The organism is Pseudomonas sp. Nvir (assembly GCF_963778085.1).
Taxonomy (GTDB): Bacteria; Pseudomonadota; Gammaproteobacteria; order Pseudomonadales; family Pseudomonadaceae; genus Aquipseudomonas; species Aquipseudomonas juntendi.
In genome coordinates this window covers 120,452-132,614 of record NZ_OY970405.1, presented here as the reverse complement: position 1 = coordinate 132,614, position 12,163 = coordinate 120,452, and the positions used below count along the sequence as shown (strand labels likewise).

General features: G+C 62.7%; 13 protein-coding genes. 3 read left to right on the top strand and 10 right to left on the bottom strand.

Features of this window, described 5'->3' with window-relative positions; genetic code table 11:
• The first annotated feature begins 10 nt into the window (after positions 1 to 10).
• Positions 11 to 784, top strand: a complete 774-nt coding sequence (locus tag AACG97_RS00970; RefSeq protein ID WP_009683599.1) for a MetQ/NlpA family ABC transporter substrate-binding protein — start codon at positions 11 to 13, stop codon at positions 782 to 784.
• A gap of 119 nt (positions 785 to 903) precedes the next feature.
• On the opposite strand, the gene AACG97_RS00965 is transcribed toward AACG97_RS00970, so the two are convergent.
• Genes AACG97_RS00965 through AACG97_RS00945 form a run of 5 tightly spaced genes read right to left on the bottom strand, consistent with a single transcriptional unit; the run spans position 904 to position 4,787 of the window.
• A complete protein-coding gene (locus tag AACG97_RS00965) occupies positions 904 to 1,536 on the bottom strand; it encodes an SCO family protein (protein ID WP_054904495.1) in 633 nt (210 codons plus the stop codon).
• Positions 1,533 to 2,426 (bottom strand): heme o synthase, encoded by an 894-nt coding sequence (gene cyoE, locus AACG97_RS00960; RefSeq protein WP_009683601.1) that lies wholly within the window; start codon positions 2,424 to 2,426, stop codon positions 1,533 to 1,535. The genes AACG97_RS00965 and cyoE overlap by 4 nt, the downstream gene beginning before the upstream one ends.
• Positions 2,411 to 3,490, bottom strand: a complete 1,080-nt coding sequence (locus AACG97_RS00955; RefSeq protein WP_115293203.1) for a COX15/CtaA family protein — start codon at positions 3,488 to 3,490, stop codon at positions 2,411 to 2,413. The genes cyoE and AACG97_RS00955 overlap by 16 nt, the downstream gene beginning before the upstream one ends.
• A 9-nt stretch (positions 3,491 to 3,499) precedes the next feature.
• Complete coding sequence (locus AACG97_RS00950; protein ID WP_009683603.1) at positions 3,500 to 4,081, bottom strand: hypothetical protein; 582 nt, start codon at positions 4,079 to 4,081, stop codon at positions 3,500 to 3,502.
• The gene (locus tag AACG97_RS00945) at positions 4,050 to 4,787 is read right to left on the bottom strand and encodes an SURF1 family protein (RefSeq protein ID WP_115293202.1); all 738 of its coding nucleotides are present in this window, start codon (positions 4,785 to 4,787) and stop codon (positions 4,050 to 4,052) included. Before AACG97_RS00945 ends, AACG97_RS00950 begins: the two co-directional genes overlap by 32 nt.
• 52 nt (positions 4,788 to 4,839) lie before the next feature.
• Between AACG97_RS00945 and AACG97_RS00940 the strand changes: the two genes are divergently transcribed.
• On the top strand, positions 4,840 to 5,043 hold the full coding sequence (locus AACG97_RS00940; protein WP_115293201.1) for a twin transmembrane helix small protein: 204 nt from the start codon (positions 4,840 to 4,842) through the stop codon (positions 5,041 to 5,043).
• Between the two features lie 99 nt (positions 5,044 to 5,142).
• Here the strand turns inward: AACG97_RS00940 and AACG97_RS00935 are convergent, their stop codons facing one another.
• From AACG97_RS00935 to coxB, 4 genes are read right to left on the bottom strand one after another with little or no spacing between them, the layout of a single operon-like run.
• Positions 5,143 to 6,030, bottom strand: coding sequence for a cytochrome c oxidase subunit 3 (locus AACG97_RS00935; protein ID WP_029886292.1), 888 nt, complete (start codon positions 6,028 to 6,030; stop codon positions 5,143 to 5,145).
• Positions 6,031 to 6,046: 16 nt separating this feature from the next.
• Complete coding sequence (locus AACG97_RS00930) at positions 6,047 to 6,613, bottom strand: cytochrome c oxidase assembly protein (protein ID WP_029886291.1); 567 nt, start codon at positions 6,611 to 6,613, stop codon at positions 6,047 to 6,049.
• Positions 6,614 to 6,623: 10 nt separating this feature from the next.
• On the bottom strand, positions 6,624 to 8,213 hold the full coding sequence (gene ctaD, locus AACG97_RS00925; protein WP_009683607.1) for a cytochrome c oxidase subunit I: 1,590 nt from the start codon (positions 8,211 to 8,213) through the stop codon (positions 6,624 to 6,626).
• 43 nt (positions 8,214 to 8,256) lie between these two features.
• Complete coding sequence (gene coxB, locus AACG97_RS00920) at positions 8,257 to 9,384, bottom strand: cytochrome c oxidase subunit II (protein WP_054911457.1); 1,128 nt, start codon at positions 9,382 to 9,384, stop codon at positions 8,257 to 8,259.
• Positions 9,385 to 9,753: 369 nt separating this feature from the next.
• Here coxB and AACG97_RS00915 point away from each other — a divergent pair, with 369 nt between their 5' ends.
• Entirely contained in the window at positions 9,754 to 10,395 is a 642-nt protein-coding gene (locus AACG97_RS00915; protein ID WP_029886289.1) for a hypothetical protein, read from the top strand.
• Between the two features lie 70 nt (positions 10,396 to 10,465).
• On the opposite strand, the gene AACG97_RS00910 is transcribed toward AACG97_RS00915, so the two are convergent.
• Positions 10,466 to 12,001: a SulP family inorganic anion transporter gene (locus AACG97_RS00910; protein WP_232109487.1), complete on the bottom strand. Its 1,536-nt coding sequence runs from the start codon at positions 11,999 to 12,001 to the stop codon at positions 10,466 to 10,468.
• Positions 12,002 to 12,163: the final 162 nt, after the last annotated feature.

Genomic DNA, 12,163 nt, shown 5'->3' with positions numbered 1-12,163 from the left:
GGAGTGATCAATGAAGAAGCTGCTTGCTGTTGTCGCCGCTGTCGCGGCCTTCTCGGCCAATGCTGCCGAAACCCTGACCGTCGCCGCTACCCCGGTGCCACACGCCGAAATCCTCAACTTCGTCAAACCGGCGCTGGCCAAAGAGGGCGTGGAACTGAAGGTCAAGGAGTTCACCGACTACATTCAGCCGAACGTGCAGGTGGCGGAAAAGCGCCTGGACGCCAACTTCTTCCAGCACCAGCCGTACCTGGATGAATTCAACAAGGCCAAGGGCACCGACCTGGTGAGCGTGGTAGGCGTGCACATCGAGCCGCTGGGCGTGTACTCGACCAAGATCAAGAAGCTGGACGAACTGCCTTCCGGGGCTACCGTGGTCATCCCGAATGATGCCACCAACGGCGGCCGCGCCCTGTTGCTGCTGGACAAGGCCGGCGTGATCAAGCTCAAGGACAACAAGAACATCCTGTCGACCGTGAAGGACGTTGCCGAGAACCCGAAGAACATCAAGTTCCGTGAACTGGAAGCCGCCACCATCCCGCGCGTGCTGACCCAGGTGGACGCGGCGCTGATCAACACCAACTACGCGCTGGAAGCCAAGCTGAACCCCGAGAAAGATGCCCTGGCCATCGAAGGCAGCGATTCGCCCTACGTGAACATCCTGGTTGCCCGCCCGGACAACAAGGACTCGGACGCGATGAAAAAGCTGGCAACGGCGCTGCACTCGCCTGAGGTGAAGCAGTTCATTACCGAGAAGTACAAAGGCGCTGTGGTTCCGGCGTTTTAAGCCTCGCAATCGCGCTGGCTTCTTCGCGGGCATGCCCGCTCCCACAGGGACATCGCTAGCCTCAGGCCTTGTGATATCCCTGTGGGAGCGGGCGTGCCCGCGAAGCTTTCAATGCCCCATCAATCCCGTTTGACCAACCCAGGCAACTGCGCCACCAGCTTCTGGTTGTTGAACGGCGCCCGAATGAACCCACGCTGACGCCCGTCCGGCCCGACCACCGCCAGGTTGCCGCTGTGGTCCACGGTGTAGCCCGGCTTGCTGGTATCTGCCGGAATGAATGGAATGCTCAGGGCATTGGCCAGCTTCTGGGTATCTTCGATCGACCCCGCCACCCCAATGAAGTCCTTGTCGAAATAAGCCAGGTACTGCTTCAGCTGGTTCGGCGTGTCGCGGTTCGGGTCGACGCTCACCAACACCACCTGCAACCGGTCGACAGCATCCTTGGGCAGCTCGCTCTTCACCTGGCGCAATTGGGCCAGGGTGGTCGGGCAGATGTCCGGGCAGTAGGTGTAGCCAAAGAACAGCAGCGACCACTTACCTTTCAGTTCATCCAGCTGCACCGGCTGGCCATCCTGGTTGGTCATGGTTACATCTGCCACGGCGCGGCTTTGCGGCAACAGGATGATACCGGCATCGATCAGCTCGGCAGGGTTGGGCTGGTCGCGGCCCTTGAGCACTTTGTTGACGGTAAGGCCCATGATCAGCGCGACCAGGGCAACGAGGACAAAGACGGTTTTCTGGGTTCGGGTCATAGGTTCAGCAACAGGTAGTGGTCGAGAAGCAACGCGATGAACAGCGCGAACAGGTACACGATAGAGTACTTGAAGGTGCCGATCGCTGCGTGCGGCCGGCTGCCACGGTACAACACCCAGGCCCATCGCAGGAAGCGCAGGCCCAGGGCCAGGGCACAGGCCAGGTACAGCGGGCCGCTCATGTGGATGGCGTAGGGCAACAGGCTCACCGCCAGCAATATCAGGGTGTACAGCAGGATGTGCAGCTTGGTGTAGCGCTCACCGTGGGTCACCGGCAGCATCGGAATGTCGGCCTTGGCGTATTCCTCCTTGCGGTGGATGGCCAGGGCCCAGAAGTGCGGTGGGGTCCAGGCGAAGATGATCAGCACCAACAGCAACGGCTCGGCACTGACCTGGCCGCTGACCGCGACCCAGCCCAGAAGGGGTGGGGCAGCGCCGGCCAGGCCGCCAATCACGATATTCTGCGGCGTGGCACGCTTGAGAAAACCGGTGTAGAGCACCGCATAGCCAAGCAGCGAGGCCAGGGTCAGCCAGGCAGTGAGGGCATTGGTGAAAATCAGCAAAAGGGCCATGCCCAGCAGCGCCAGCGCCAGGGCAAACAGCAACGCCGGCAAGGGCTCGACACGGCCTTGGGCCAGCGGCCGCTTGCGGGTACGCGCCATCAGCGCATCGATGCGCCGGTCGACCACATGGTTGACCACTGCCGCGCCACCCGCGCACAGGCCGATACCCAGGTTGCCGAACACCAACACACTCCAGCCCACCCCCGCACGGGTGGCAAGGAACATGCCCGCCAATGAGGTGATCAACATCAGCACGACCACCTTGGGCTTGGTCAACTCCAGGTAATCGCGCCAGCTGGCCCGCTGGGTGCTCAGAAGCGTCGCCACGACTCGTTCCTCATGTGATGGGAAATGCCAACGCCGGTCACTGGCCGCAAGCGCCAGCCTTGGCCGACACCCACGCGTACCTTGTCGACCACCCGAATGCGGTAGTTCACCAGCACCATGCATAGCAACAGCAAAGCCCCACCGGCGTTGTGCGCCACCGCTATGGCCAGCGGCAGGTGCAGCAGCACATTGCTGATGCCCAGGCCTACCTGCACGGCCAACGCCAGCAACACCAGCCGGGCCAGGCCGCCCAAACCACAGCGCTGCAGTTTCCAGCTGAGCATCAGCAGCACGCAGGTGACCACCAGCGCGCCCAGCCGGTGGCTGACATGGATGGCCGTGCGCGCATCACTGTCCAGCTGCCCCCCCAGGTAGTTGGGGCCAACATGCTGGGTCAGGTGGAAACCATTGCTGAAGTCCGCCGCCGGCCACCACTGGCCATGGCAGGTGGGCAGGTCAATACAAGCAACCGCTGCGTAGTTGGCACTGACCCAGCCACCCAAGGCGATCTGCCCAATCACCACCAGCGAGGCCAGCGCAGCGACCCGCCGCAGGCTGAGCGGCAATTTGGGCAACGGCGCAAAGGCCCGCGAAAGCCGCAGGGTTAACAGGAACAGCAGGCTCAGCGTGGTGAAGCCCCCCAGCAAGTGGGCCGTGACGACCTGCGGCCAAAGCTTCAGGGTGACCGTCCACATGCCGAACGCCGCCTGGGCCAGCACCACACCCAGCAACAGCACAGGCAGGCGATAGGGTTGCCCGTCGCTGTGGTGCCGGCGCACTGCCTGCAAGGCGAGCAAGGCGATGACCACGGCCAGGCTGCCCGCGAAGTAACGATGAACCATTTCGGCCCAACCTTTCGCCGCCTCTACCGGGTGTTCGGGAAAGTGCAGTTCGGCATGGGCCAGCTGCGCTTCGCTTTTGGGTACGCTGATGAAACCGTAGCAACCGGGCCAGTCGGGGCAACCGAGGCCGGCGTGGGTCAGGCGGGTATAGGCACCGAGCAGGACGACCAGCAGTGCCAGCAGGGTGGCGCACACAGCAAGGCGGAATCCGGGTCTGGCCATGGCAGGCTCCTAGCCGATATTGGACAGCTTGAGCAGATGGCGCAGGTCATCCAGCACATGCTTGCCGTTGACCTTGGCGCCGTAGCGCAGCACCAGGTTGCCGTGCGGATCGACGATCCACAGCTGCGGGGCAACCTCGCCGACCTGCTTGAGGTAGCGCGGCGCATCCAGCGGGTAGCGTTGCAATTGCGGGTATTCGCGCCCGAGCAGGGCCTGGTAGTCGGCGCTCAGCGGCTGGGCGGCGGCCAGCGCATGGCTGGCCCGGCTGGCATCACGGCCCAGGCCGACCTGGATCTGCCGGGCCAGGTACACCAGCCGCTGGCATTCCTCGGCACAGGCCTGCGGCGCGCTGACCAGCAACTGCCAGCGCCCGTCCTCACCGGCCACGCCCAGGTCGGCACGGCTCTCACCGTTGCCGATCATGGCGCCGTGGTAACTGCGGCCCTCCGGCACCCAGAAGTTGAGTTTGTACATGCTGGTGGCCAGGACCATCGGGCCCAGCACAACCAGAAGAATCAGCAACAGCTGCAAACGCCCGCGGGCTTTGGGTTTGCTACGTTCAGGCACGTCCAGTGGAGTGGCGGTGGCCATGGCTTTTCTCCTTGTTTTGGCGCCAGCCGAAATAGAGGTAGAGCAGCACCAGGGCGATCGCCAGGGCAAACCACTGCACGGCGTAACCCATGTGTTTTTCCGGGCCCATGGCCACGATGGGCCAGCCCAGGCGGTAGCTTGCCGGGCCAGGTTCCAGGCGCAGTTCGTGGGCGAACCCCTCACGCCCGAGCTGCGCCCACAGTTGCGCCGCGTCGATGGCGGTCAACAGGTGCGGCCACTGGCCGCCGACGGGGTCCGGGTGCAGCTGGAACGTGTTGCCGGGTGCCACATACACCGAGGCGTCGAGGGCCAAGGCCTGGGCGGGGGTATCGAAGTGCACCGGTACGCGGCGGTCCGGCCAGGGAAGCCAGCCGCGATTGACCAGCAGCCACAGGCCGCTGGCCTGGTCGTGGAAGGGTTGCAGCAATTCGACACCGGCCTGACCGTCGCGCATGCGGTTGTCCAGCAGCACGCTGTGCTCGGCGTCGAAGCGGCCATACAGGTGCACGCGGCGCATGGCGTTGTCTTCGTTGCCATTCAACTGGCTGGTCGCCAGCGGCGCTTCGATACGTCGCTCGGCGTAGCTGGCCAGCAATGCGCGCTTTTCCTCGGCCCGGCCGAGTTGCCAGCAGCCAAGCGCGATCAGCCCCGGTAGCAGTGCAAGTACCACCAAGGTGGGTACCCAACCTGGGCGAAACGGCCTCACGGGCGCCTCGCTATACTTATCCACATCACCGCCCCCCCCCCGGAGTAGCGCCATGCTCAAGGCCGCGATTGTCCTGATGCTGTTGGCCACGATCGCCAGTTTGTTCAGTGGCCTGGTGTTTCTGGTCAAAGATGATGAAAACTCGACCCGCCTGCTGAAAGCGCTGACGGTGCGGGTGACCCTCGCGGCGCTGACCATAGGGCTGGTCGCCTGGGGCTTCACCAGTGGTCAGCTCGTATCTCACGCCCCTTTCTGACGTTTTCACCTCGCCCTGTGGGAGCGGGCATGCCCGCGAATGCGATGTTGAATGCACCGGCGCATTCGCGGGCGCGCCCGCTCCCACAGGGTTCGCTAGTCACAGCACATACACAAAGATGAAAAGCCCCACCCACACCACATCCACGAAGTGCCAGTACCAGCTGGCCGCTTCGAAGCCGAAGTGTTTCTGCGGGTTGAAGTGGCCACGCAGGATGCGCACGAACATCACAATGAGGATGATCGTGCCCAAGGTCACGTGCGCGCCGTGGAAACCCGTGAGCATGAAGAACGTAGCGCCATAGATGCCCGAGCCCAGCGTCAGCCCCAGCTTGGTATAGGCCTCGTGGTACTCGAAGGCCTGCAGCGCGATGAAGCTGATGCCCAACACGATGGTCAGCGCCATCCAGCCTTTCAGCGCCCCGCGGTGGTCGCGGCGCAACGCATGGTGGGCCAGGGTGATGGTCACGCTGGAGCTGACCAGCAACAGGGTATTGATCAGCGGCAGGTGCCACGGGTCGATCACTTCCTTGGGCGGCGGGAACAGCTTCGGGTCCGGCGTGTGCAACAACGGCCAGGTGAACTCGAAGCCGGGCCAGAGCATATGGGCAACACCCTTGGCCCCTTCGCCACCCAGCCACGGCCCCGCCAGCACGCGCACGTAGAACAGCGCGCCGAAGAAGGCCAGGAAAAACATCACTTCCGAGAAGATGAACCAGCTCATGCCCCAGCGGAAAGAGCGGTCCAGCTGCGCGCTGTATAGCCCTGCACGGCTTTCCTTGACCACCGCCCCGAACCAGCCGAACAACATGTAGGCCAGAAACAGAGCACCCACGAAGAAAATCAACGGCCCGTGCGACTCCGGGTGCCCGGCCTTCATGTCGTTGAACCAGGTACCCAGGCCGAACACGCTGATGAACATGCCGAGGGTAGCGATGATCGGCCACTTGCTCTGCGCCGGAACATAGTAATGCTCATGACTTGCCATTGCTGTTCTCCTTCCCTTAACGGGCGCCCTGGACGGCCTGGGCCGCAACTTGAGCGACCGGCGGGTGGCGAGCGGTGATGTCGAACAAGGTGTAGGCCAGCGTCAGGTGCTTCACGCTGGCCGGCAGGTCGCGGTCGACGATGAAGCGCACCGGCATTTCGATGCGTTGGCCGGGTTGCAGCACCTGCTGCGTAAAGCAGAAGCACTCGGTCTTGTGGAAGTACGCCGCGGCTTCGGCGGGGGTGATGCTGGGTATCGCCTGGGCACTCATCGGCCGGTCGGTCGGGTTATGGGCAATGAAGATCATCTGGTTGACCGCACCGGGGTGGACCTCCAGCTGATCGGCGCTGGAGTAGAAGTCCCAGACCATGTCGCTGGCGTTGGTCGACATGAACTGCACCCGGACCGACCGCGAGGGGTCACTGACCTGGCTGCCCTCGTACTGCCCGCCGGTCTTGCCATTGATGCCGAAGGCCTTGCACATCACGTCGTAGATCGGCACCAGGGCAAAGCCGAAGGCGAACATCACCACCGTCAGCATCAGCAGGCGCGTTACCAGGCGCTTCAGCGAAAGGCCGGTCATGGCGGCGCTCCTACTTCACTTCCGGCGGTGTCTGGAAGGTGTGGTAGGGCGCAGGCGAGGGGATGGACCACTCCAGGCCCTCAGCGCCGTCCCAGGGTTTGGCCGGCGCAGGGGCGCCGCCACGGATGCACTTGATGACGATGAACAGGAAGAAGATCTGCGTGGCACCGAACATGAACGCGCCGATCGAAGACACCATGTTGAAATCGGCGAACTGCAGGTTGTAGTCGGGTATGCGCCGCGGCATACCGGCCAGCCCCACGAAATGCATGGGGAAGAAGGCCAGGTTCATGCCGATGAACGACAGCCAGAAATGCAGCCTGCCAAGGGTCTCGTCATACATGTGGCCGGTCCATTTCGGCAGCCAGTAGTAGGCCGAGGCGAAGATGCCAAAGATGGCCCCAGGCACCAGCACATAATGGAAGTGCGCCACCACGAAGTAGGTGTCGTGGTACTGGAAGTCCGCCGGTGCGATCGCCAGCATCAGCCCACTGAAGCCGCCGATGGTAAACAGGATGACGAAGGCGATGGCGAACAGCATCGGGGTTTCGAAGGTCAACGAGCCTTCCCACATGGTGCTGACCCAGTTGAACACTTTCACGCCGGTGGGCACCGCAATCAGCATGGTGGCGTACATGAAGAACAGCTCGCCGACCACCGGAATACCGACCACGAACATGTGGTGCGCCCACACGATGAACGACAGGAAGGCGATGGCCCCGGTGGCGTACACCATCGAGGTGTAGCCAAACAGGGGCTTGCGCGAGAATGCCGGGATGATCGAGCTGACCGCGCCAAAGGCGGGCAGGATCATGATGTACACCTCGGGGTGGCCGAAGAACCAGAACACATGCTGGAACAGCACCGGGTCACCACCGCCAGCCGCACTGAAGAAACTGGTGCCGAAGTGGATGTCCATCAACATCATGGTCACCACCCCTGCCAGCACCGGCATCACTGCAATCAGCAGGAACGCAGTGATCAACCAGGTCCAGACGAACAGTGGCATTTTCATCAAGGTCATGCCGGGGGCGCGCAGGTTCAGGATGGTCGCGATCACGTTGATCGCCCCCATGATCGAGCTGACACCCATCAGGTGGATGGCGAAAATGAAGAAGGTGACGCTGGCCGGGGCATAGGTCGTCGACAGCGGGGCGTAGAAGGTCCAGCCGAAATTCGGCCCGCCACCGGGGCTGAACAAGGTTGAAACCAGCAGCAGGAACGCCGCCGGCAACAACCAGAAGCTGAAGTTGTTCATGCGCGGCAGGGCCATGTCCGGCGCGCCGATCATCAACGGGATCATCCAGTTGGCCAAGCCGACGAAGGCCGGCATCACGGCGCCGAAGACCATGATCAGCCCGTGCATGGTGGTCATCTGGTTGAAAAACGCCGGTTCGACGATCTGCAGCCCCGGCTGGAACAGCTCGGCGCGGATCACCATGGCGAACGAGCCACCCAACAGGAACATGAGGAAGGCGAACCACAGGTACAGGGTGCCGATATCCTTGTGGTTGGTGGTCAGCACCCAGCGCATCAGGCCCTTGGCCGGGCCGTGCGCATGGTCATGGCCGTGGGCGTGGTCGTCGATCACTGCACTCATGTCCTGTCTCCTGCAATCCACTGATTGCCGCGAGTAACCCGGTTCACTTGGCTTCTGCCTGCTTCAGCGCCAGCACGTCCTTCGGCGTGACCATGTCGCCCTTGTTGTTGCCCCAGGCGTTGCGTTCGTAGGTCACCACGGCAGCGATATCGACCTCCGACAGTTGCTTGCCGAAGGCGGCCATGGCGGTACCGGGTTTGCCGTGGAAAACGATGCTCAAGTGACCTTCCTTCGGCCCGGTAGCGATCTTCGAGCCTTTCAGCGCCGGGAACATCGGCGGCAGGCCCTGGCCTTCGGCCTGGTGACAGGCCACGCAGGTGGTGTGGTAGACCTTGTCGCCGCGCGCCACCAGCTCGTCCAGGGTCCATTCCTTGCTGGTCAGCTCCTTGAGCTTGGCCGCCTCTGCCTTGCGCTCGCCAAGCCAGGTGTCGTAGTCGGCCTGGGACTTGACCTCGACCACCACGGGCATGAAACCGTGGTCCTTGCCGCACAACTCGGTACACTGGCCGCGGTAGATGCCTGGCTTCTCGATGCGCGTCCAGGCTTCGTTGACGAAGCCGGGAATGGCGTCGCGCTTGACCGCGAAGGCGGGCACCCACCACGAGTGAATCACATCGGCCGCCGTCACCAGGAAGCGCACCTTGGCACCCACCGGCAACACCAGCGGTTGGTCGACTTCCAGCAGGTAGTGCTCGTCTTTGGGCGCCTGGTTGTGAATCTGCTCGGCGGGGGTGGCCAGGTTGCTGAAGAACTCCACGTCCTGGCCCAGGTATTTGTAATGCCACTTCCACTGGTAGCCGGTGACCTGGATGTCGATATCCGACTCGCTGGCGTCATAGATGTCGATCAGGGTCTTGGTGGCCGGTATGGCCATGGCCACAAGGATCAGGAACGGGACCACGGTCCAGAGGATTTCCACCCAGGTATGCTCGTGGAAATGCGCGGCTTGCTGGCCGGTGGAGCGGCGGTGGATGACCATGGACCAGAACATCGCGCCGAACACCACGATGCCGATGACCACGCAGATCCAGAAGATGGTCATGTGCAGATCGAAGACGGCGTTGGAGACTTCCGTCGCCCCCGGGTGCATGTTCACGGTCCAGGCAGCGTTGGCCTGACCCAGAACCGACCACAACAGCAGGCCCATCCAGACAGGTGGATGTCGCATCATTGCGGGTTCCCCTTCTCGTTCTTGTTTTCCCGGAGGCGTGGCCTGCGGCAAGAGGGAACGGCGGTCAAGACTGCCTGGCTTCAACGACCGAGCCCCTGCTAAAAGCAGTCGGGCCTCATCAACGAATCACGTTCACCGGGAGTATAGACAGCGACCAATGCCGCGCAACGAAGGCAATGAAATGAACTTCACGAAACAGCTATATCCCCTGAAAACCGCAGGCTTGAGGGGGCATGGCCAAATAGTGGCCATGCTATATTCCAGGTAACGCAGAATTTGAAATCATCTATAACAAATTCGTCTTAGGTATGCCGTATACCGAGCTAATTTAGTGTCTTCCGTTTGAAACGTAATGTCCCTGGAGTTGTCATGAACATCGCTGCTGTACGCGAGCAGGTAAGCCAAGCCCATCAACATGAAGGCCAGACTGGCCAATTGAAACAGCGTCTCGAGCTGCAACTGCCCCACCTGCACCCCTCGATCCAACTGCCTGAGCAGGACGCACAGGGTACTTTGGCGCGCTTCGTCAGCGCCTACATCGAACAGGTTCCGGAACTGCTGGAGGCGGCCCATGAAGTCGCCCTTGAGGCCGGCATCGAGTCGCAGATCAAGCCTGTATTGAAAATTGCCGAGGCTTACTTCCTGCAGCCACCCGAGGTCATGAACGGGCATGTGGGGCTGGACTGCCTGCTAGATGAGGCATACCTGGCGCACCGCCTGGTGGAGGAGGTGAATGACTTGTACATCCGTCACTTCCAGCAGCCGCTGATCCCCGTCGACACCACCGTCGCCAACCTGATTGCCCACCAGTTGATCGGCGAAGAATTTGCCAACCAGCTGGATGAAGTGGTGCACCACTCGGTGGATGAGATGCTCAATGACGCAAGCTTTGCGGCTGAGTCGGTGGAAGCCTACCGCGAGACGCTGACTAGCCCGGCAACCGGTGAGGCGTGGAAGCGCTGGCCGTGCCTGTCGCGTCAGCTGGGTGTCGAGCTGGGTCAGCCGACCTGATACTCCTGTGCCGGCCTCTTCGCGGGTTCACCCGCGAAAAGGCCAGTTCAGGTACTACAGAACTTCAACCTCAGGCCCCCACACCCGCCGTAGTCCGTAACCGTCCCTCGATTCGCCGCTTCAACCGCCGCTGTTCGATCAGCAACCGCGAGCCATTGGCAGCATTGCTGCGCCCCCAGTCCTCCAGCAGTTCAAGGCACGAGTGGTCGATATAGCTCAGGTTACCCAGTGGCACATGCAACGTGGTGCCCGCCGGCACGCCATCGAGCACCTGGGTCAATGCCGGTACCTTGAGGAAGGTCGCGGCGCCACTGAGCCGCAATTCCATGTGCCCAGGCTTTTCCAGATCGACCAGGTTGATCTTCAACCGTGCCGCCCTGAATGCCAGCTTCAGCAAGGTCAGGGCAAAGCCGAGCAACACGCCGGTCAGCAGGTCGGTAAAGATGATCGCCAGCGCCGTCGCCGCATAGGTGAACATCGGCATGCGGCCATAACGGCCCAACCCACGGAACGCCTTGAAGTCGACCAGCTTGATCCCCGTGAACACCAGCACACCTGCCAGGCTGGCTACCGGTATCTGCTGCAGCACACTGCTCAACGCCACCACGAAAGCCAGCAGCCACAAGCCATGGAAAATGGCCGAAGCGCGTGTTTGCGCACCTGCCTGCACGTTGGCCGAGCTACGTACGATCACCCCGGTCATCGGCAGTGCACCCAGCACCCCGCAGAGCATGTTGCCAATGCCCTGTGCGGACAGCTCACGGTCGAAGTCCGAACGCTGGCCACTGTGCATGCGGTCGACCGCAGCCGCTGACAGCAAGGTTTCGGCACTGGCAATGAATGCCAGGGCAAAGGCGGCGACGAGCAGAGCAGGGTCGGCCAGTTGCATCAAGTCACCGGGGCGGAGCCAGTCGATGGCTTCGGACAAGTCAGCCGGTACTTCCACGCGGTTCACGGGCAAGGCCAACCACATGCTGATGATGGTCATGCTCGCCACACCCAGCAGGGCCCCAGGCACAAAACGCAGGCGCTGCGGCCGCAAACGTTCCCAGCCCCACATGATGGCGATGGTGCCCAGGCCCAGCGCACCGGCTATCCAGCCAGCGCCGGCGCTTTCGTGCGGCATGGCCGCAGCGAGGGTCGCCGGGAACTGCACAAGGTTCTGCATACCCGATGGCTGCGGTGCGGTGTCGAACATCACATGCACCTGCGACAGCACGATCAACACGCCAATGCCTGCCAGCATGCCGTAGACCACCGCCGGCGCGGTGACGCGGAACCAGCAGCCCAGGCGCAGGCGCCCGGCCAGCAATTGCAGCAAACCGGCCAATAGCAGGATCGGCCCGAGCATGGCCATGCCGTGCTGGCGTACCAGCTCGAAGACCAGCACCGCAAGGCCCGCCGCCGGACCACTGACTTGCAACGGCGAACCGGCGAGGAAGCCGACCACGACCCCGCCGATAATGCCGGTAATCAGGCCCTTGGCCGGCGGCATGCCCGAGGCGATGGCAATGCCCATGCACAAGGGCAGGGCCACCAGAAAGACCACCGCTGAAGCCAGCAACTCACGCGGCAGGGCCGCTTTCAGCTGTGTAATGTTCACCATGTTTCTCCTTTCTCTAGTCGCACGGCCATTCCCCTGGCCATGGGCACGTTGGGTCCCCGACAAGCGCGCAGGCGCGGGCCGCCAGCGGGCTCGCCGGCAGGGCAGTCAGGGTATTCAGGGCAGCCGAAGGCCGCGCCACACCCCTACAGGGTGCAGCCGGCT